Origin of the sequence: Streptomyces sp. MspMP-M5 (assembly GCF_000373585.1) — a bacterium.
In the GTDB taxonomy this organism is placed as follows: domain Bacteria; phylum Actinomycetota; class Actinomycetes; order Streptomycetales; family Streptomycetaceae; genus Streptomyces.
The window spans coordinates 134,186-154,618 of sequence record NZ_KB891866.1 but is presented as its reverse complement, the minus strand read 5'-3'; the positions used below and the strand labels follow the sequence as shown (position 1 = coordinate 154,618).

Sequence of the window (20,433 nt, the reverse complement as noted above, 5' to 3'; positions counted from 1 at the left end):
GCGTGGGATTCAAGAGACGGCACTGGGCGTCGGCGGCGGCATCGCTGGCGCTGGCCCTGCTGACGACGACCGGCTGTGACACCGCGTCCGAGGCCCGGGCGAAGCCGACCGCCGCGCCGGCCACGGCCGGGGCACCGTCCACGCCGGTGGCCCGGGTGTGCGCCAAGCCCGCGGCCGGGCCGGCGAAGGCGCCGGCGGGCGCGGTGACGGTCGACCCCGCGGTGGTCGGCGACCTGGCGGCGAAGACCAAGAGCAACCCGCCGAACACCACGTTCTGGCTTCGACCGGGCCGGCACCGGCTCGATCCGGACCGCTATGCCCAGGTCGTCCCCAAGGAGGGCAACCGCTACCTCGGTGCGCCGGGCGCGGTGCTCGACGGCGGGAAGACCAACCAGTACGCGTTCGGCGGCACCGCCGGCAACGTCACCATCGGCTACCTGACCGTGCAGGGTTTCGTCGCGCCGCAGAACGAGGGCGTGGTCAACCACGACTCGGCCGACGGGTGGGTGATCGAGCACACGACGATCCGGAACAACTCCGGCGCCGGGCTGATGGGCGGTTCCCACCAGCAGGTCCGCGTCAACTGCCTGCGCGACAACGGTCAGTACGGCATGAACGCGTACCAGGCCCACGGTGCCCTCAGCGGTCTGGTGGTCGAGGGCAACGAGATCGTCGGCAACAACACCGGCGACTGGGAGCGGCAGAAGCCGGGCTGTGGCTGCAGCGGAGGCGTCAAGTTCTGGGCCGTCGACGGCGCCGACGTACGCGGCAACTGGGTGCACGACAACCGCGGAGCCGGGTTGTGGGCGGACACCAACAACAACGACTTCCGCATCGAGGACAACGTGCTGGAGGCCAACGACGGTGCCGCGCTGATCTACGAGGCCAGCTACAACGCGGTCGTCCGGAGGAACACAATCCGGCGGAACAACTGGGTCGAGGGCCGCAGGTACGCCGACCGCGACGACAGCTTCCCGCTCGCGACCGTCTACCTGTCCGAGTCCGGCGGCGAACCACGGATCCCGGCCCGCACGGACAAGATCGAGGTCTACCGGAACGTGCTGGAGAACAACTGGAACGGGATCACCCTGTGGGAGAACGCCGACCGGTTCTGCAACAGCCCGGCCAACACCTCGTCCGGTGACTGCACGTTGCTGGTGCGGCGGCCCGACCGCTGCGCGCGGCCGGCGATCGCCACCGCACCGCTCTACGCCGACTGCCGGTGGAAGACCCAGCGGGTGGACATCCACGACAACCGCTTCGTGCTGGACAAGTCCGTCGTCGACTGCACGGTGAAGTGCGACCGCATGGCAGTACTGGCCAACTACGGCACCTATCCCGACTGGTCGCCGTACCAGGGCGAGCGGGTGGCCGAGGCGATCACCCGCGAGCAGCGCAACCGCTGGCACGACAACGTCTACCTCGGACCGTGGAAGTTCGTCGCCCACGACCCGAGCCGGGTGCTCGACTTCGGGCAGTGGCAGGGCACGCCGTACCAGCAGGACGCGGGCAGCACCTTCGACCCACGGGCCGGTGGTTGAGGTGGGCGGGGACCTGAGGTGCGAGAGGCTGCCGGGCGGACCGGACACGGCGGGCATGCGGCCCCGCGCCGAACCGCGCCCGGCCGGCACACCGAGGACCGTCGGGATCGTCTGGGGGTTGCTGGTCCTCAACACGCTCGGCTCCGCCGGGGCGAAGACCATCATCCCGCTGCCCCGCTCCCTCATCCAGCTGGTCACGATGGGCTCGCTGGTCGCCGCGTTCGCGCTGGCGCTCGCGCTCAATCTCCGGCTGCGCATCCGAGCCAGCGCCTATCTGTTCCTGCTCACCCTGCTGCTGGTGTCGAGCGTGCTCTCCAGTGCGCACCTGGAGTCCGGGTTCGGCGCGCTGTTCCGGTGTGCCCGGCTGGCGCTCTTCGTCGGCACGCTGTGGCTGCTCAGCCGCTGGTGGGACGGCGGCCTGACGTTCGTGCGGCACCACATCCGGATGTACTTCGCGGTGCTCGGCTCGGTGGCCGCCGGTCTGGTCGTCTCACCGGGCGCGGCGCTGCCCGATCTCTACGGCGGGCGGCTGGTCGGCGCGTTGTGGCCGCTCACCCCGCCGCAGATCGGGCAGTACGCCGCGGTGATCACCGGGCTCGCCGTGCTGCTCGTGCTGGGCCGCCGGACCGACAAGGCCAGCGCCGCGGTGGTCATCGTGCCGTCACTCGTCCTGCTCGCGCTGACGCATACCCGGACGGCCACGCTCGGCCTGCTCATCGGGCTGGCGTTGGCGATCGGCTCGCTCCTCCTGACCAGCGCCGCCGCCCGCCGGTTCTTCACCTGGGCGGTGCTGTGCGCCACGGTGGCCGCGGTGGGGTTCAGCTCCGCGCTGCAGACGTGGTTCCTGCGCGGACAGGACCAGGAGAACCTCACCAGCCTCACCGGTCGGGCCAAGGTCTGGGACGCCCTGCTGGCAGCGCCCCGGACGACGTTGGAGCAGCTGTTCGGCGTGGGCCTGGGCGACAAGTCGTTCGGCGGGCTGCCGATAGACAACAGCTGGCTGGCCGTCTACAACGAGCAGGGTCTGACCGGCGTCGCCTTGGTGGCGGCGATCATCATCGTGCTGGGCGGCGTCGCACTGCTGCGGCCGCCGTCGCTGCCGAGGGCCTGCGCGATCTTCCTGATCAGCTACTGCGCGATCGCGTCGTACACCGAGGCGGGACTGGGCGACGCCTCGCCGTATCTGCTCCATCTGGCCGTGGCCGCCTCGCTGTTGGCGGCACCCGCCGCGGCCACGCCCCTCGCGACGCCCGAAGTTCCCCGACGACGTATCCCGCGCTGGGCCCGGGATCGGGAGGTGGCCTGAGCATGCACGTCCTCGTAGTACACAACCGCTACTCCTCGGCGCAGCCGAGCGGGGAGAACAACGTCGTCGACCAGGAGGTGGAACTGCTGCGCGCGGCCGGCCACCGGGTCGAGGTGTTCGAGCGGCGCAGCGACGAGATCGCCGCCCGGTCCCTGCCGGGCAAGGCCGCGGTACCGCTGCTGGTGCCGTGGAACCCGGCGGTCCGCAGGGAGCTCGCCGCCCGGCTGCGCACCGAGCGGCCGGACGTGGTGCACGTGCACAACGTCTTCCCGCTCCTGTCGCCCGCGGTGCTGGCCGCCTGCGCCGACGCCGGGGTGCCCGTCGTCGCCACGCTGCACAACTACACCCAGGTCTGCCCGCCCGGCACGTTGCAGCGGGACGGCCGGCCGTGCACCGAGTGCGTCGGGGCGGCGCCGCTGCCCGCCGTCCGGCACGGCTGCTACCGCAACTCCCGGCTGGCGACGGTGCCGCTCGCCATCGGCCTGTCGGTCAACCGGCGGCGGTGGTGGTCGGGCGTTACGCGGTTCTTCTGCATCTCCGCGGCGCAGCGCGACGTCCTGGTGCGGGCCGGCATGCCGGCCGAGCGGCTGGCGGTGAAGCACAACTTCGTTCCGGATCCGGGCGCTTGCCGTGCCGGAGACGGCGAGCAGGTGCTCTACCTCGGCCGCCTCGCGGAGGCCAAGGGCGTGCGGCTGCTCATGGCCGCGTGGGAGGAGATCGCTGCGGACGGCGGTGTGGGCGTGCCGCTCGTGATCGCCGGCGCGGGGCCGCTGGAGCGGGAGGTGGCCGCCTGGGCGGCGGGCCGGGACGACGTGCGGTACGTCGGCCTGTACGACCCGGCCCAGTGCCGGCAGGCCGTCGCGCGGTCGGTCGCCGTGGTGGCTCCGTCGACCTGGCTGGAGGCGTTCGGCCTGGTCGTCGTGGAGGCGATGGCGGCGGGGGTCCCGGCCGTCGCCGCCGGCCACGGCGCCTTCGTCGAACTCGTCGAGGACGGGGTGACCGGGCTGCTGCACCGGCCGGGCGAGCCCGCCTCGCTCGCGGACCGCATACGCCGGATCACGGCCGAGCCGGCCCGCAACCGGGAGATGGGCCAGGCGGCCCGGCGCCGTTACGAGCAGGGGTTCAGCCCGGCCGTCGGGCTGGAGCGCCTGGTGGAGGGGTACCGCACCGCGATCGCGGGTCGGTCGGAATCAATGGGGACGGAATCAATGGGGGGCAGTAAATGACACGATGCCGACTCTGCGGCTCGGCGGCGCTGGCGAGCGTCGTCGATCTGGGGGCGACCCCGCCGTGTGAGAGCTTTCTCGCCGCGGACCGACTGGACCAGCCGGAGCCGGCGTACCCGCTGCACCTGCGGGTCTGCACCGACTGCTGGCTGGCACAGATCCCGCCGCTGATCACGCCGGAGGAGACGTTCACGCAGTACGCGTACTTCTCCTCCTACTCGTCCTCCTGGGTGGAGCATGCGCGCACGTTCGTCGCCGACGCCGCGGAGCGCGTGGGTCTCGGCCCCGACGCCTTCGTGGTCGAGGTCGCGAGCAACGACGGCTATCTGCTGAAGCACGTGGTGGACCGGGGGATCCGCTGCCTGGGCATCGAGCCGTCGGTGAACGTCGGCGCGGCGGCGCGGGAGGCGGGGGTGCCCACGCTCACCGAGTTCCTGTCGCCGGAGACCGGGGCGGCCGTCCGCGCCGAGCACGGCCCGGCGCATCTGGTCGTGGCGAACAACGTGTACGCGCACATCCCGGACGTGGTCGGCTTCACCCAGGGACTGCGCGCCCTGGTCGCCGACGACGGCTGGGTCTCCATCGAGGTGCAGCACCTGCTGACCCTGATCGAGGAGAACCAGTACGACACGATCTACCACGAGCACTTCCAGTACTACACGGTCGCGGCAGCGATCCGTGCCCTCGCCAGCGGCGGACTCGCGCTCGTGGACGTCGAGTTGCTGCCCACGCACGGCGGTTCCATCCGGCTGTGGGCCCGGCCGGCCGAGGTCGCCGGCGAGCCGGCCCGGCAGGTGGCCGACGTGCTGGCGCGGGAGAAGGCCGCGGGCCTTCAGGAGCTGTCCGGGTACACCGAGTTCTCCGCCCGGGTGGCCAAGGTACGCCGGGACCTGCTCAAGTTCCTCATCGAGGCGGCCGAGAGCGGCAAGACGGTGGTCGGCTACGGCGCCCCCGGCAAGGGCAACACCCTGCTCAACCACTGCGGCATCCGGCCTGACCTGCTCGCGTACACCGTCGACCGCAACCCCTACAAGCACGGCAGGTTCACCCCGGGCACCCGTATCCCGATCCTGCCGCCCGAGCAGATAGCCGCCGACAGACCGGACTACGTCCTCGTCCTCCCGTGGAACCTGCGGGCCGAGCTGGTCGAGCAGCTGTCCTTCGTCAACGACTGGGGCGGCCGACTGGTCTTCCCCATCCCGGAACTGAGCATCGTCGAGGTCGCGTCGTGAAAGAGGTTGCAGCATGAAGGTCGTTCTGTTCTGCGGCGGCTACGGGATGCGGATGCGCAGCGGCGCCTCCGACGACGTGCCCAAACCGATGGCGATGGTCGGCCCCAGGCCGCTGATCTGGCATGTCATGCGCTACTACGCGCACTTCGGGCACACGGAGTTCATCCTGTGCCTGGGGTACGGGGCGCACCACATCAAGAACTTCTTCCTCAACTACGAGGAGACGACGTCCAACGACTTCGTACTGCGGGGCGGGCGGACCGAACTCCTCTCCACCGACATCTCGGACTGGACGATCACGTTCGCGCAGACCGGAGTCGAATCGCCGATCGGGGAACGGCTGCGCCGGGTGCGCCACCACCTGGACGGCGACGAGATGTTCCTCGCCAACTACGCCGACGTGCTCACCGACGCCCCGCTGCCCGAGATGATCGACCGGTTCGCGCAGCGCGACGCGGGCGCGTCGATGATGGTCGTGCCGCCGCAGTCCTCCTTCCACTGCGTGGACCTGGGCGAGGACGGCCTCGTGGGCGGCATCACCGCGGTGAGCGAACTGCCGCTGTGGGAGAACGGCGGCTACTTCGTGCTCCGCCAGGAGGTCTTCGACCACATCCCGGAGAACGGCGACCTGGTCGCCGACGGATGCGCCCAACTCGCCAAGCAGGGGCGGCTGGTGGCGCACCAGCACCGCGGCTTCTGGAAGCCGACCGACACCGTGAAGGAACGGGCCGCGCTCGACGCCGCCTACGTCCGGGGCGACCGCCCGTGGGCCGTGTGGGAACGGGACAACGCCGGGGTGAGCGCATGATCCGGCTCGGGGCCGGGCACCCGGACCGGATCGTCGCGGTGGGCGCGCACTGCGACGACATCGCCATCGGAGCGGGCGGCACGCTGCTGTCGCTGTGCCTCGCGCGGCCGGGGCTGCGCGTCGACGCCCTGGTGCTCTCGGGCGGCGGCACCGAACGGGAGCAGGAGGAGCGGGCCGCGCTCGCCGCCTTCTGTCCCGGCGCCGAACTGCACCTGACCGTAATGAAGTTGCCGGACGGCCGGCTGCCCGTGCACTGGGACGAGGCCAAGGCCGCCGTCGAGGAACTGCGGGAGCGGACCGACCCGGATCTGATCCTGGCCCCGCGCACCGACGACGCGCACCAGGACCACCGGGGCCTCGCGCGGCTGATACCCACCGCGTTCCGCGACCACCTCGTGCTCGGCTACGAGATCGTCAAATGGGACGGGGACCTCGGCCGGATGGCCGGGTACCAGCCGCTTGCGCCGGAGGTCGCCGAACAGAAGGTGCGGCTGCTGCAGGAGCACTACCCCTCGCAGCGCCACCGGCCCTGGTACGACCGGGAAGCCTTCCTCGGCCTCGCCCGGATACGCGGCATCGAATGCCACGAGCGCTACGCCGAAGCGTTCGCCGTCACCAAACTCACGCTCAACCTGGGGGGTTGAACCACCTTGCGCGTACTACTCACCGGACACCAGGGCTACCTGGGCACCGTGATGGCCCCGGCACTCACGGCCGCCGGACACGAAGTCGTCGGCCTGGACGCCGGCCTGTTCGCCGACTGCGTCCTCGGCCCCACACCCGCCGACCCGCCAGGTCACCGGGTGGACCTGCGCGACGTCACGGCCGAGCACGTGGCCGGGGTGGACGCCGTGATCCACCTGGCCGCGCTCTCCAACGACCCGCTGGGCTCCCTCGCACCCGAGCTCACCTACGACATCAACCACCATGCGTCCGTGCGGCTGGCCCGGCTGGCCCGCGAGGCGGGCGTCAGGCGGTTCCTGTACGCGTCGACGTGCTCGGTCTACGGCGCCGCGGGCGGTGACGGACTGGTCGCCGAGGACGCCCCGCTCCGCCCGGTGACGCCGTACGCGGAATCCAAGGTGCGCGTCGAGGACGACCTGCACGCGCTGGCCGACGGTGACTTCACCCCGGTGTACATGCGCAACGCCACCGCCTTCGGCTACTCGCCCCGGCTGCGCGCCGACATCGTGCTGAACAACCTGGTGGGCCACGCCCTGCTGTCCGGCGAGGTGCTGGTGCTCTCCGACGGCACTCCGTGGCGCCCGCTGGTGCACGCCGCCGACATCGCCCGGGCCTTCGCGGCCGCGCTGGACGCACCACGCGAGGCGGTCCACGACCGGGCGTTCAACATCGGCAGCGAGACCAACAACGTCACCGTCGCCGAGATCGCCGAGCAGGTGGCCGAGGCGGTGTCCGGCGCGAAGGTGCGGATCACCGGCGAGAGCGGTGCCGATCCGCGCTCGTACCGGGTGGACTTCGCCGCCTTCCGCACCGCGATCCCCGGCTTCGACTGCGAGTGGACCGTGCAGCGGGGCGCACGCGAACTTGCCGACGCCTACCGGAAGTTCGGGCTCACCAAGGACGACTTCGACCGGCGCTTCACCCGGCTGGCCGTGTTGCGCGCGGCGTCCGAGGCCGGTGCCGTCGACGACACCCTGCGGTGGCGCCCGTGACCGCGCTGGGCGAGGAGATGTACGCCCTGGTGGAGCGGCTGTACCCGCTCTGCCGGAGCATCACCGGCGACGGTGTGCGCGCCACCCTGGAGATCGTCGGCGAGTACATCCCGCTACAGGTGCACGAGGTGCCGACCGGGACGCAGGTGCTCGACTGGACGGTGCCGCAGGAGTGGAACATCCGGGACGCGTACATCGCCGACACGACTGGCCGCCGGGTCGTCGACTTCGCCGCGTCCAGCCTGCACGTGCTCGGCTACAGCGTGCCGGTGTCGGCGACCATGCCGCTGGCCGAGCTGCGCGCACACCTGCACACCCTGCCGGACCACCCGGCCTGGGTGCCGTACCGCACCAGCTACTACAAGCCGGACTGGGGGTTCTGCCTGTCCCAGGAGACCCTGGACGCGCTGCCGGACGGCGAGTACGAGGTGCGCATCGACTCCACGCTCGCCGACGGCCACCTCACCTACGCCGAGCACGTGGTGCCCGGGCAGGTCGCCGACGAGGTGATCGTCTCCTGTCATGTCTGCCACCCGTCGCTGGCCAACGACAACCTGGCCGGTATCGCGGTGGCGACGTTCCTGGCCCGGGCGCTGGCCGGGCAATCGCCGTACTACACCTACCGGTTCATCTACGCGCCCGGCACCATCGGAGCGATCACCTGGCTGGCCCGTAACGCGGAACGGACAGACCAGGTCAAGCACGGGTTGGTGCTGGCCTGCGCCGGCGACCGAGGCCAACTGACGTACAAACAGAGCAGGCGCGGCGACGCCGAGATCGACCGGGTGCTGCGGCATGTGCTGGCCACGTCCGAACGCCCGCACCGCGTTGCCGAGTTCACCCCGTACGGCTATGACGAGCGGCAGTACTGTTCACCCGGGTTCGATCTCGGTGTGGGCTCGCTCAGCCGGACGCCGTACGCCGGCTACCCCGAGTACCACACCTCGGCGGACAACCTGAGTTTTGTCTCCCCGGCGGCAATGGCGGACACGCTCGCCGTCTGCCGCGAGGCGTTCGCCGTGCTGGACCGCAACCGGCGGTACGTCAACCTCAGCCCGTACGGCGAACCGCAGCTGGGCCGGCGTGGGTTGTACGAAGCGCTCGGCGGCCGCAGCGACACCAAGCAGGCCCAGATGGCCATGCTCTGGGTGCTCAGCCTCTCCGACGGCGAGCACTGTCTGCTGGACGTCGCCGAGCGGTCCGGGCTGCCGTTCGACACCGTCGCCGCCGCGGCCGGCGCCCTGCACGGCGCCGGGCTGATCAAGGCATGACGCGGATGACCACCGAGGAGGAGCTGACGACGGCATCGGCGGCCCGGGCCAGGCACACCCGGTCGTCCGCCAGGCGGGCCATCGCCGGCCGGCTGTCCTGGGGACTGGCCGACCAGGCGGCTTCCAGCATGTCCAACTTCGTGGTGGGGATCTATGTGGCCCGCTCGCTGGGGGTGGCCGCGTTCGGTGTGTTCAGCCTGGCCTGGGTGACCTACGGCGTGGTGCTCAACGTCTCCCGCGGGCTGGCCACCGACCCGCTCGTGGTGCGCTTCAGCGGTGTGCCGGCCGCGTCCTGGCGCGCGGCGGTGGTCCGGTCGTCGGGTACCGCGCTCGGTCTCGGTGCCGCCCTCGGCGCGGCGTGCCTGGTGGCCGGACTGGGTCTCGGCGGCCGCGTGGGGACCGCGTTCGCCTGCCTCGGCGTCGTACTGCCGGGGCTGCTGCTGCAAGACGCCTGGCGGTTCGCGTTCTTCGCCGCCGGCACCGGGCAGAAGGCGTTCGTCAACGACCTCGTGTGGGGCGTCGCGCTCGTCCCGGCGTTGGTGGTGGCGGCCCACGTGGGCAGCGTGGGCGCTTTCGTCCTGGCCTGGGGCGCGTCCGCCGCGGTGGCCGCGGGGTACGGCTGCCTGCAGTCCGGTATCCGGCCCCGGATGACCAGAGCGCGCGGGTGGCTTCGCGAGCAGCGCGACCTCGGCTACCGGTACCTGGTCGAGAACGTCGCCCTCAGCGGCGCGAGCCAGCTGCGGGCGTACGGGCTCGGCGCGATCGTCGGGGTCGGCGCGGTGGGTGCGGTCCGGGGCGCCGAGCTCCTGCTCGGCCCGTTCCTCGCGCTGCTGATGGGGCTGTCGCTGGTCACCGTCGCCGAGGCGGCACGGGTGCTGCGGCAGGCACCGCACCGGCTGGGCACGTTCTGCCTTCTGCTGGGCGGCGGGCAGGCCGTCGCCGCGCTGCTCTGGGGCGTGGCGCTGCTGCTGATGCCGGACCGGCTCGGCGCGCTGGTGCTCGGCGGCGTCTGGCCCTCCGCCTCGGCGCTCATCGTGCCGGTCACCCTCGGCGTCGCGGGCGCCGGTCTCGGCACCGGCGCGGCGGCCGGGCTGCGCGCGCTCGCCGCGGCCCGGCGCAGCCTGCGCTGCCAGCTGTTCGCCTCCGCCTGCTACGTCGTCGGCGGACTCGGCGGGGCGGTCGTGGCCGGCACGGTCGGCTCGGCCTGGGGCGTCGCCACCGCGACCGTCTGCGGCTCGGCCGTGTGGTGGCTGCAACTGCGGCCCGCCCTGCGCGAGCGCCACCAGAACCACCCCATCCCCGAAGTGAGGACCTCATGACCACCCAACCCAGGCTGAGCATCGGCCTGCCCGTCTACAACGGCGAGGAGTACCTCGCCGAGTCGCTCGACGCCCTGCTCGGCCAGACCTATGAGGACTTCGAGCTGGTCATCTCCGACAACGCCTCGACCGACGGGACCCAGGACATCTGCCGCAAGTACGCCGCTCACGACGCACGCATCCGCTACCTCCGGCTGCCCCGGAACATCGGCGCCGCGCCGAACCACAACTACGTGTTCACCCAATGCCGCGGCGAGCTGTTCAAGTGGGCCTCGCACGACGACCTCTATGCCCGGGACCTGCTGCGGCGCTGCGTCGAGGCGCTGGACGAGCGGCCGGACATCGTCCTCGCGCACTCCGGCCAGGCGGTCATCGACGGCGACGGCCAGGTGAAGGTCCCGTACGCGTACGGGCTCGCCACCGACTCGCCGCGCGCGCCGGAGCGCTTCCGCAGCTTCCTGTTCGAGCCCGGTGGCGACGACTTCTACGGGGTACTGCGGGCCGACGTGCTGCGCCGGGTCAAGCCGCACGACAGCTACCACCACGCGGACCGCACGTTCGTCGCCGAGATCGTCCTGCACGGGCCCTTCCACCAGGTGCCGGAGCTGCTGTACTTCCGCCGCGACCACCCCACCCGCGCCGAGCGGGCGAACCCCTCCAAGCGCTCCCGGTGCGTCAACCTGGACCCGCGCCGGGCAGGCCCGCTGCACCCCACGCCCCGGCTGCTCACCGAGTACGTCTGGGGCTTCGTCGCGGCGATCCGGCGGGCGCCGCTGTCCGCGGCCGACCGGCGCGCGTGCTTCCGTCACCTGTCCGCGTGGATGACGAGCCGGGTCCGGCCGGGCGCCGGCGAACGGGTCGAGGATCGCGCCCCGGTCGACCCGGCCCGGTTCAGCGTCTCCGTCGACGCGCTCGTCGCGGGGCGTGCAGGCCGTGACGGGGGGCCGGCATGAACAAGGCGGTGCGGGTGGGGGTGTTCGGCCTGCTCGGCTCCGGCAACCTCGGCAACGACGGGTCGCTGGAGGCCGTGCTCGGGTACCTCCGCGCCGAGCACCCGCAGGCGGTCGTGGACGCGCTGTGCGGCGGACCCGAGGTCGTCACGGCCCGGTACGGGGTCCCCGCGACGCGGCTGCACTGGTACCGGGGCGAGTACCGAACCGCGTCCCGCGCGGGCGCCGTCGCGGCCAAGGGCCTGGGCAAACTCGTCGACGCCGTCCGCACCGCTGCCTGGGTGCGCCGCCACGACGTGGTGATCGTCCCGGGCATGGGCGTCCTGGAGGCCACGCTGCCGCTGCGGCCGTGGGGCTTCCCGTACGCGCTGTTCCTGCTCTGCGCGAGTGGCCGGCTGTTCGGCACCCGGGTCGCACTGGTCGGCGTCGGCGCCGCGCCGATCGGCGACCGGGCGACCCGGGCCCTGGTGCGCTGGTCGGCGCGGCTGGCCACGTACCGCTCGTACCGGGACACCCCATCCCGCGACGCACTACGGGAGATGGGCGTGAACACCACGCGCGACAAGGTCTGCCCGGACCTCGCCTTCGCCCTGCCGACGCCCCCCGCGAGCACCCCCTCAGGAACGGTCTGCGTCGGCGTCATGGACTTCCACGGCGGCAACGACGACCGCGGCCGGGCCGAGGAGATCCACCGGCGCTACCTCGCCGGGACAACCGCCTTCATCCGCACGCTCGTCGAGGACGGCAGACCGGTGCGGCTGCTCACCGGCGACGCGTGCGATGCGCGGGTGGTCGCCGCGATCCTCGACGCGGTGGACTCGCCGCTGGTCACCGCCGCCGAGGCGGCCTCGCTCGCCGACCTCATGAAGGAGACGGCGGCTGCCGACACCGTAGTGGCGACCCGCTACCACAACCTGGTCTGCGCGCTGAAGGTCGGCACCCCCACGCTCGCACTCAGCTATGCGGCCAAGAGCGACGCACTCATGGACCGGATGGGGCTGGGCGCGTACTGCCATCCGGCCCGCAAGGTCGACGCCGACCGGCTCCTGGAGCAGTTCCGGGAGTTGGAGAAACATGCGGCGGAGCTACGACGGACACTCACCGAGCGGAACGTACGCGTCGAACGCCAACTCGCCGATCAGTTCAGCCAGTTGACCGCGAGCTTGTTTCCGAGGGAGGCTTCATGAAGGCAACCGAAGTCCCGGCCGTCGCCGGGGCGTATCTGTTCGAACCGACGCCGTACGCCGACGAACGCGGCTTCTTCTGCCGAACCTTCGACGCCGACGTGGTCCGCTCGGTCGGCCTCGACCCGAACGCCTTCGTCCAGGACAGCCTGTCCCGCTCGGTGCGGGGTGTGCTGCGCGGCCTGCACCTGCGCTCCGGCGCCGGCGAGGCGAAGCTGGTGCGGTGCTCGTACGGGAGGATCTTCGACGTCGTCGTGGACCTGCGACCCGACTCGCCGACCTTCCGTAGCGTGGCCACCTTCGAGCTGTCCGGCGAGACGCAGACCACGCTCTACATCCCCGCGGGGTGCGCGCACGGCTTCCAGGCGCTGACCGAGACCGCCGACACCTCGTACCGGATCGACCGGCCGCACGATCCGGCCGAGGACGTGACGATCGCCTTCGACGACCCGGAGCTTGCCGTCCCCTGGCCGCTGCCGGTCGCGTCGATGTCCCAGCGGGACCAGGAGGCACCGAGCCTCGCCAAGGTCCTTCAGCAGATGGAGAGTTGAGGTCGGCGTGGACACCGAAGACACGGTTGACACCGAAGAGTTCCCACTGCCCCGGTCGCGGGCGGCGAACGAGCGGCTGCACGCCCTGGTCCCCGGGGGCGCGCACACCTACGCCAAGGGCGACGACCAGTATCCGGAGAACCTGGCCGCGGTCATCAGCCACGGCCAGGGCGCCCACGTGTGGGACGTCGACGGCAACCGCTATCTCGAGTACGGCTCCGGCCTGCGGTCGGTCAGCCTCGGCCACGCCCACCCACGCGTGATCGAGGCGGTGCGGCGGGAACTCGACCGTGGCAGCAACTTCGTCCGGCCGTCCATCGTGGAGGTCGAGGCCGCGGAACGCTTCCTGGCCACGGTGCCCACCGCCGAGATGGTGAAGTTCGCGAAGAACGGCTCCGACGCCACCACCGCCGCGGTGCGCCTGGCCCGCGCCGCCACCGGGCGCCCGCGGGTGGCCCTCTGCGCCGACCACCCGTTCTTCTCCGTCGACGACTGGTTCATCGGCACCACGCCGATGTCCGCGGGCATTCCTGCGACGACCAACGAGCTGACCGTGACGTTCCCGTACGGGGACCTGGCCGCCGCACAGGAGCTGCTCACCCGTCACCAGGACGAGATCGCCTGCCTGATCCTCGAACCCGCCACCCACACCGAGCCCCCGCCCGGGTACCTCACCGGCCTGCGCGAACTGGCCGACCGGCACGGCTGCGTGCTGATCTTCGACGAGATGATCACCGGCTTCCGCTGGTCCGAGGCGGGCGCCCAGGGCCTGTACGGCGTCGTCCCCGACCTCTCCACGTTCGGCAAGGCGCTGGGCAACGGGTTCGCCGTCTCCGCGCTCGCCGGGCGCCGTGAGTTGATGGAGCGGGGCGGGCTGCGTCACGCGCACGACCGGGTGTTCCTGCTGTCCACCACGCACGGCGCGGAGACGCACTCGCTGGCCGCCGCGATGGCCGTGCAGACCACCTACGTCGAGGAGGGCATCACCGCCCGACTGCACGCCCTCGGCGAACGACTGGCCGCCGGAGTCCGCGACGCCGCGGCCGGCATGGGCGTCGGCGACCACCTCACCGTCCGCGGCCGGGCCAGCAACCTCGTCTTCGCCACCCTCGACGAGAACCTGCGGCCGTCGCAGGAGTACCGCACCCTCTTCCTGCGGCGGCTCCTCGCGGGCGGGGTACTGGCTCCGTCGTTCGTGGTGAGCAGCGCGCTCACCGACGCGGACATCGACCACACCATCGACGTGGTGGCGCAGGCGTGCGCGGTGTACCGGAAGGCACTGGACGCCGCGGATCCCTCTCCCTGGCTCGGCGGGCGGCCGGTGAAGCCCGTGTTCCGCCGCCTGGCATGACGGTACGTCAGCGGCTGCCCGGCTCCGGCCGGGCAGCATCGGTCGTCCTGCCGGGCGTCCGGCCGGTCATCCTGTTCGCCGTCCGGTCGACCAGCCACGCGGTCGCAGGCACCAGGGCCAGCGCGGTGCACCAGCCGCCAAGGGCGTCGGTCGGGTAGTGCGCGCCCAGGACGACCTGCGCCCAGCCCATGGCGGCGCCGGCAACCAGCGCCGCGGCGAGCACGAGTGACGTGCCGGCCGTCCTGCCGAGGCCGAGTCGGCCGGTCGCGAGCAGCGCCGCCACGAGGGCGAGCGCGGTGAGGAAGGCGGTGTGCCCGCTCGGATAGGACAGGTTGTCGGCGCCGTGGATGGTGCGTCCCACCAGGTGCTTGAGCAGCGTCGCCGTCCCCACGGCCAGGCCGGCCCCGGCAACGACGAACAACGCCGCGCGAGGACGCCGAAGCAGCAGGCAGCCCGTCACGATGGCCACGATCAGCGTCGCCGCTCCTACGGGCTCCCCCAAGAAGTCCGCGGCCAGAGCGACGTACCGCCACGGCGGCCGCACACTGTCCGCCGTCGGCCGGATGATCCACCTGTCCACCGTGCCGGGCTCGCTGTGGCCGGCGTACAGAACCCCGAGCAACACGACCACCGACGCGGCGAGGCCCGCGATCAGCCCGAGAGTCGCACGCAGCGACGAGGGCAGCACCGCGGGCGCCGGCCGATCGGTCACCCGCCCACCGCGTCCGGCAAGGCGATCCAACGCGAGCCCCCCCGTCGTATCCGACCCACCCTCCGGCAACCATAACCGCCCCGCGGCCACTGCCGTCGACAAGAGGGCCCACCCGACGACCCTGTCCCCGCGCCTGTTTCGAGCGAGCCCTACTATCAATGCGCGTTCTTCGACGGACGCTGACGCCCGCTTGGTCATGTCCGCCGCCCAACGCCCGATACGGCACGACACGGCACAACGACTCCACCGCACGGCGAAGGAGTCGAGCATCGAGGAGAGGAACGTTCATGCGCGCCCGGAGCATCGCCACGGCCACCGCAACAGCACTGGCACTGGTGGCCGCTCGTGACCTTGTCCAGAAGAAGCACGCACTGCTCCGGAACTTCCCGGTGATCGGGCACGCCCGGTACCTGTTGGAGACGATCGGGCCCGAGCTGCGGCAGTACATCGTGACGTCCAACGACGAGGAGCGCCCGTTCAGTCGTGACCAGCGCACCTGGATCTACGCGTCGGCGAAGGGCGAGAACAACTACTTCGGGTTCGGAACCGACAACGACGTCGAGCACGTGCAGGGCCACGCGTACCTGAAGCAGCGCACGTTCGCCGGCACGCTGCCCGACGCGCACGACCCGCAGGCCCCACTGCCCTCGGCCAAGGTGCTGGGCGGGCCGCGCGGGCGCGCCAAGGCGTTCCGGCCGGCGAGCGTGGTGAACATCTCGGCGATGAGCTTCGGATCGCTCTCCGGCGCGGCGATCACGGCGCTCAACAAGGGGGCGGCGCTGGCGGGCACGATGCAGAACACGGGCGAGGGCGGCCTCTCGCCGTACCACCGCAACGGCGGCGACCTCGTCCTTCAAATCGGCACGGCGTACTTCGGCTGCCGCAACGAGGACGGCAGCTTCAACCTCGACAAGCTCAAGGAGGTGGTCGCCGGCGCCCCGGTCAAGGCGATCGAGATCAAGCTCTCCCAGGGCGCCAAGCCGGGGCTGGGCGGGATGCTGCCGGGCGCGAAGGTGACCCCGGAAATCGCCGAGATCCGCGGCATACCGCTCGGCAAGGACTGCGCCTCCCCGTCGCGGCACACCGCGTTCAGCGACGTCGACTCGATGCTCGACTTCGTCGAACTGCTCGCCACCGAGACCGGTCTGCCGGTCGGGATCAAGAGCGCGGTGGGCGAGATGGACTTCTGGCAGGAGCTGGCCACGCTGATGGCGCGTGGTGACCGTGGTGTCGACTTCGTGACCGTCGACGGCGGTGAGGGCGGCACCGGGGCGGCTCCGCTGATCTTCAGCGACTCGATGTCGCTGCCCTTCCGGATGGGCTTCTCCCGGGTCTACGGCACCTTCGCCGAGCTGGGGCTGACCGACGACCTGACCTTCATCGGCTCCGGCAAGCTCGGCCTGCCCGAGAACGCCGCGGTCGCCTTTGCGCTGGGTGTCGACATGATCAACGTGGCGCGTGAGGCGATGCTGTCGATCGGCTGCATCCAGTCGCAGAAGTGCCACACCGACAAGTGCCCCACCGGCGTCGCCACCCAGAACGCGCGGCTGGCCCGCGGTCTCGACCCGACCTCGAAGGCCACCCGGGCCGCCGTCTACCTGCGCACCCTGCGCCAGGAGCTGACGAAGGTCTCGGCGGCCGTCGGCGTCGCGCACCCGGCGCTCATCACCGCCGACGACATCGAGATCATGAACGGCGACTACGAGGCCCGCACCCTGGCCGGCGTCTACGGCTACAAGGACGGCTGGGGCGAGCTCGCCCCGCACCTCGCCGAGGAGATCACCGCACTGCTCACCACCAAGCCGGCCTCCGTGCCGAGCCCGACCGTCTGACGCGCCGGCACCGGCAAGCACTGCGCGCACTGCTCTCCTGTTCTCCTGCTCGGAGCAGGCGCGCAGCCCAGGAGTTGGCGACGTTAGGGAGGCGGCTCGGGCCCGGGCGGGGCCCGCCGGAGGGCGGTCGACGGCGCTGCGTTGCAGGTCCTGGCTGTGGGACGCGTTCCTCGGCGTGCCTTCGTCGCCGCCCCGCGACGGGCGCCATGCGGTCCGTCACGGGCACTCGCCAGGTGCGGACGCGGCAGTGATGACACCGGCGTCAGTCGAAAGTTAGTGGAACGTCAGCGGGCGGGGGCACGTTGTTCGGCGTCTTTCACTGACCGATGCACGGCGGTGTGCGGTGGCGATTCCGTTCTCCGCCCTACAGGAGACATGCAGAGAGCTATGGCAGAGACTTCCGCGCTGTCGGGGTCGGACCGCATCCGGCTGCTCGGGCCCGTCCGGTACGTCTCGGCGCGCGGGAACGTCACCCGTCCCGGCGCGCCCGGCCCGCAGAGCGTGTTGGCGGCCCTGGCTCTGCGCCCCGGCACGCTGGTGACTATCGACGAACTGATCGACGGGCTGTACTTCGACGATCCGCCCGCCTCCGCCCGGCGGGTGATCGTCAACTACATCCACCGGTTGCGGACGCACCTGGACCGCGAGGCCCGCGCTGCGCAGCCGGGCGACGGGGGCGACGGCCCGGGGCGGGCCGTGATCGAGACCATGGCCGACGGGTATGTGCTCCGCATCCCGGAGGACCGGGTGGACGCGCTGAGATTTGGGCAGCTCGTCGCGCTGGCCCGGCGGCACGCCCACGGCAGGGATCCCGCCGCGGGGGCCGCCTGCCTGGAGGAGGCGCTGGCGATGTGGCAGGGGCCCGCGCTGGCCGGGCTGCCGGGACCGTTCGCGCTCAACTGGCGCCGCACGCTGGGCGAGCAGCTGGCGTCCGCCCTGGAGTACCGGCTGGAGCTGTTGCTGGTGTGCGGCCGTCATGCGGAGGCGGTGCCGGACATCGTGCGGGCCCTGAAGACGTATCCGTACCGGGAGCGCCTGCACGGCGCGTTGATGCTCGCGCTGTACCGGTCGGGGCGGGCGGCCGAAGCACTGTCGGCCTACGACCGTGCCCGTCGGGTGCTCGCCGAGGACCTGGGGATCGACACGAGCCCCACGCTGCGCACCCTGCACGCGGCGATCCTGGCCGGGGACGAGGCCCTGCTGCTGCCGTCCGACCAGGGAGATGAGGACGACGTGGAAGACGAGGCGGGCCAGGGCGACGAGGGCGCGGCGTCGGCTGCGGAAGCGGCTCGGGCGGGCGCTCCCGCGCCCGTGGGGCCCGGTCAATTACCGCCCGCGCCCTGTGACTTCACCGGGCGTCAGGAGCAGATGTCGGCGCTGGTCTCGGCGCTGACCTCGGGGCAGGCGCACGCCGTGGCCGTCGTGACGGGCATGGGCGGGGCCGGGAAGACTGCGCTGGCCCTGCGGGCGGCGCACGCGGTCGCCGGGACGTACCCGGACGGCCAGTTGTACGCGAACCTGCGGGCGCCCGACGGCGCACCCGCCGATCCGGGCGAGGTCCTCGCGGGGTTCCTGACCGGGCTGGGGGTCCCCGCCGAGCGGATACCGGGGTCCCTGCCGGAGCGTGCGGCGCTGTTCCGCACCGTGCTCTCGCCGCGGGCCGTCCTCGTCGTGCTCGACAACGCCGCGACCGCGGCACAGATCGAACCACTGTTACCGGGCGCGGCCCGCTGCGCCGTGCTGATCACCGGCCGCACCCTGCCCGCGTTGCCCGCCACGGTCACCCTGCCGCTGCGGGGGCTGGGCGCCGACGAGGCCGTCGAACTGATCGGCAAGGTCGCCGGGGTCCACCGGATCCAGGCGGAGCCGGACGCGGTCGCGGCGCTGGTGGCGGCCTGCGGCCATCTTCCGCTCGCGCTGCGGGCGGCAGGCGCGCGGCTGGCGGCACGTCCCGGGTGGAGCGTCGCCGCGCTGCTGGAACGGGTCTCGGACCAGGCGCGGCTCCTCGCGGAGCTGCGGGTGGGCGAGGTGACGGTCGAGGCGGTGTTCGAGATGTCGTTCGCGCAGCTCTCCGCCCGGCAGGCCGCGGCGTTCCTGGCCCTGTCGGTCCCGCACTGCACCGAGTTCGACGTGCGGGCCGCGGCGGCGGCCCTGCGGATGCCGGAGCAGGAGGCGGAGGACGTCCTGGAGGCGCTGGTCGACGCCGCGTTACTGGAGACCGGGGCGCCGGGCCGGTACCACTTCCATGATCTGGTCGGGGCGTACGCCCGGCAGAAGGCCCGTTCTGAGCTGCCCGCGTCCGAGCACCGGGCCGTGGTGCGCGGCGCGATCGACTACCTGTGCACCGGCGTCGTCGCGGCGGTCCGGGCCACCCAGCCGCTGAGCGGCCCGCTGACCGCGGAGATCCACCCGCGGCGGACCGCGGACCTGGACATGTCCGGCGGGCCGGAGGCGGTGCGGTGGATCCGGCGGGTACTGCCCGTGCTGGGCGCCGTGGTCGAACAGGTCGCGGCCGACGGCGATCCCGAAGCGGTGGCGCTGGCCGTGGACGCGCTGACCCTGGTGCCCTGCTTCGAGGAGGTGCTGCCGCTGGGGTCGCTGGGGCGGGCCGCGTCCGTGCTGCTCCCCGCGGCGCTGGCGCACTGCGGTCCGGCGGTGGTCGGCACCGCCTACTACGCGGCGGGCACGATCCTCAGGAAGCACGCGGGGGCCGGTTCCCTCCAGCGGGCCCGGGAGCACCTGCGGAGGGTGGTGGAGATCTTCGGGGACGCGCCCCGCCCCGGTGAGGGACAGCGGCCGTTCCTCGCCGTGCTCTTCACCCACACCATGCTGGCCCAACTGGAGGTCGAATTCGGCGGCTTCGAGGCGGCCCGCTGGTATGCGCAGCGCTCGGTGGAACTGGCCGCGACCACCGGCGACCAGGCGCTGGTCGCCCGGCGCCGCACCCTCCTGTTGCAGATCGAGGTCCTGGACCCCGACCGGCGGACGGACCTGGCCGCCATCGGGGCGCAGTGCCGGGAGCTGGCCGGGGTCCTCACCCGCGGCCAGGACGTGAAGTGGCTGATCAGCGTGATGATGACGGAGGCGGACAGCCTGCTGTACGACGGGCGGCACACCGCGGCGGTCGGGCTCTACCAGCGGGTGCTGGCACGGGCCCGGTCCACGGACCACGTCCGCAATGTGACGGAGTGCCAGTTCCGGCTGGCGGAGGCCATGTTGCTGGCCGGCGACGCCGATGCCGCGGTGGCGTACGCGTGGGAGGCGTTGGCCGGGGCCCAGGAGTCCTGTGAACAGCGACTGCTGGCGCGCAGTCACCAGGTGCTCGGCGAGGCGCTGCGCGCCGTGGGGCGGGGCTCCGAGGCGGACGACCATCTGGCGCGGGCTACGGAGTTGGAACGGGAGTTGCGACCGGACGGGCCCCGGGCCGTCACCGCGGCGGCGTGAGCCGGTCCCGCCCGGTTCGCCATCCGGGCG

Annotated in this window: 16 protein-coding genes; 15 read left to right on the top strand and 1 reads right to left on the bottom strand. The window is 72.2% G+C overall.

What is annotated here, in order from left to right:
* The first annotated feature begins 2 nt into the window (after positions 1-2).
* From B073_RS0106900 to B073_RS0106840, 13 genes are read left to right on the top strand one after another with little or no spacing between them, the layout of a single operon-like run.
* On the top strand, positions 3-1,541 hold the full coding sequence (locus B073_RS0106900) for a right-handed parallel beta-helix repeat-containing protein (RefSeq protein ID WP_018537353.1): 1,539 nt from the start codon (positions 3-5) through the stop codon (positions 1,539-1,541).
* Positions 1,542-1,596: 55 nt separating this feature from the next.
* On the top strand, positions 1,597-2,847 hold the full coding sequence (locus B073_RS0106895; RefSeq protein ID WP_018537352.1) for a membrane protein: 1,251 nt from the start codon (positions 1,597-1,599) through the stop codon (positions 2,845-2,847).
* 2 nt (positions 2,848-2,849) lie between these two features.
* On the top strand, positions 2,850-4,073 hold the full coding sequence (locus tag B073_RS0106890; protein ID WP_018537351.1) for a glycosyltransferase: 1,224 nt from the start codon (positions 2,850-2,852) through the stop codon (positions 4,071-4,073).
* Positions 4,070-5,305, top strand: coding sequence for a class I SAM-dependent methyltransferase (locus B073_RS0106885; RefSeq protein WP_018537350.1), 1,236 nt, complete (start codon positions 4,070-4,072; stop codon positions 5,303-5,305). Before B073_RS0106890 ends, B073_RS0106885 begins: the two co-directional genes overlap by 4 nt.
* Positions 5,306-5,318: 13 nt before the next feature.
* Entirely contained in the window at positions 5,319-6,113 is a 795-nt protein-coding gene (locus B073_RS0106880; protein ID WP_018537349.1) for a sugar phosphate nucleotidyltransferase, read from the top strand.
* Entirely contained in the window at positions 6,110-6,757 is a 648-nt protein-coding gene (locus tag B073_RS0106875) for a PIG-L deacetylase family protein (RefSeq protein WP_018537348.1), read from the top strand. Before B073_RS0106880 ends, B073_RS0106875 begins: the two co-directional genes overlap by 4 nt.
* A gap of 6 nt (positions 6,758-6,763) precedes the next feature.
* The gene (locus B073_RS0106870; protein WP_018537347.1) at positions 6,764-7,789 is read left to right on the top strand and encodes an NAD-dependent epimerase/dehydratase family protein; all 1,026 of its coding nucleotides are present in this window, start codon (positions 6,764-6,766) and stop codon (positions 7,787-7,789) included.
* Positions 7,777-9,060 (top strand): DUF4910 domain-containing protein, encoded by a 1,284-nt coding sequence (locus B073_RS0106865; protein ID WP_018537346.1) that lies wholly within the window; start codon positions 7,777-7,779, stop codon positions 9,058-9,060. The genes B073_RS0106870 and B073_RS0106865 overlap by 13 nt, the downstream gene beginning before the upstream one ends.
* A gap of 5 nt (positions 9,061-9,065) precedes the next feature.
* On the top strand, positions 9,066-10,379 hold the full coding sequence (locus B073_RS0106860) for a membrane protein (protein WP_018537345.1): 1,314 nt from the start codon (positions 9,066-9,068) through the stop codon (positions 10,377-10,379).
* On the top strand, positions 10,376-11,332 hold the full coding sequence (locus B073_RS0106855; RefSeq protein ID WP_018537344.1) for a glycosyltransferase family 2 protein: 957 nt from the start codon (positions 10,376-10,378) through the stop codon (positions 11,330-11,332). The genes B073_RS0106860 and B073_RS0106855 overlap by 4 nt, the downstream gene beginning before the upstream one ends.
* Positions 11,329-12,516, top strand: coding sequence for a polysaccharide pyruvyl transferase family protein (locus B073_RS0106850; RefSeq protein ID WP_018537343.1), 1,188 nt, complete (start codon positions 11,329-11,331; stop codon positions 12,514-12,516). Before B073_RS0106855 ends, B073_RS0106850 begins: the two co-directional genes overlap by 4 nt.
* Positions 12,513-13,064, top strand: coding sequence for a dTDP-4-dehydrorhamnose 3,5-epimerase (gene rfbC, locus B073_RS0106845; protein WP_018537342.1), 552 nt, complete (start codon positions 12,513-12,515; stop codon positions 13,062-13,064). Before B073_RS0106850 ends, rfbC begins: the two co-directional genes overlap by 4 nt.
* 7 nt (positions 13,065-13,071) lie before the next feature.
* Entirely contained in the window at positions 13,072-14,415 is a 1,344-nt protein-coding gene (locus B073_RS0106840; RefSeq protein ID WP_018537341.1) for a glutamate-1-semialdehyde 2,1-aminomutase, read from the top strand.
* Positions 14,416-14,422: 7 nt separating this feature from the next.
* Here the strand turns inward: B073_RS0106840 and B073_RS39320 are convergent, their stop codons facing one another.
* Positions 14,423-15,127: a phosphatase PAP2 family protein gene (locus B073_RS39320; protein WP_037811119.1), complete on the bottom strand. Its 705-nt coding sequence runs from the start codon at positions 15,125-15,127 to the stop codon at positions 14,423-14,425.
* 287 nt (positions 15,128-15,414) lie between these two features.
* Between B073_RS39320 and B073_RS0106830 the strand changes: the two genes are divergently transcribed.
* Both B073_RS0106830 and B073_RS0106825 read left to right on the top strand, forming a co-directional pair.
* Complete coding sequence (locus B073_RS0106830) at positions 15,415-16,959, top strand: FMN-binding glutamate synthase family protein (RefSeq protein ID WP_018537339.1); 1,545 nt, start codon at positions 15,415-15,417, stop codon at positions 16,957-16,959.
* Positions 16,960-17,346: 387 nt separating this feature from the next.
* Entirely contained in the window at positions 17,347-20,403 is a 3,057-nt protein-coding gene (locus B073_RS0106825; RefSeq protein WP_018537338.1) for an AfsR/SARP family transcriptional regulator, read from the top strand.
* Positions 20,404-20,433: the final 30 nt, after the last annotated feature.

Bases quoted from the DNA above. Each gene is read 5' to 3' on its own strand.
- B073_RS0106895 (WP_018537352.1), top strand. From the start codon at position 1,597: ATGCGGCCCCGCGCCGAACCGCGCCCGGCCGGCACACCGAGGACCGTC.
- B073_RS0106890 (WP_018537351.1), top strand. From the start codon at position 2,850: ATGCACGTCCTCGTAGTACACAACCGCTACTCCTCGGCGCAGCCGAGC.
- B073_RS0106885 (WP_018537350.1), top strand. From the start codon at position 4,070: ATGACACGATGCCGACTCTGCGGCTCGGCGGCGCTGGCGAGCGTCGTC.
- B073_RS0106880 (WP_018537349.1), top strand. From the start codon at position 5,319: ATGAAGGTCGTTCTGTTCTGCGGCGGCTACGGGATGCGGATGCGCAGC.
- B073_RS0106875 (WP_018537348.1), top strand. From the start codon at position 6,110: ATGATCCGGCTCGGGGCCGGGCACCCGGACCGGATCGTCGCGGTGGGC.
- B073_RS0106860 (WP_018537345.1), top strand. From the start codon at position 9,066: ATGACCACCGAGGAGGAGCTGACGACGGCATCGGCGGCCCGGGCCAGG.
- B073_RS0106855 (WP_018537344.1), top strand. From the start codon at position 10,376: ATGACCACCCAACCCAGGCTGAGCATCGGCCTGCCCGTCTACAACGGC.
- B073_RS0106850 (WP_018537343.1), top strand. From the start codon at position 11,329: ATGAACAAGGCGGTGCGGGTGGGGGTGTTCGGCCTGCTCGGCTCCGGC.
- rfbC (WP_018537342.1), top strand. From the start codon at position 12,513: ATGAAGGCAACCGAAGTCCCGGCCGTCGCCGGGGCGTATCTGTTCGAA.
- B073_RS0106830 (WP_018537339.1), top strand. From the start codon at position 15,415: ATGCGCGCCCGGAGCATCGCCACGGCCACCGCAACAGCACTGGCACTG.
- B073_RS0106825 (WP_018537338.1), top strand. From the start codon at position 17,347: ATGGCAGAGACTTCCGCGCTGTCGGGGTCGGACCGCATCCGGCTGCTC.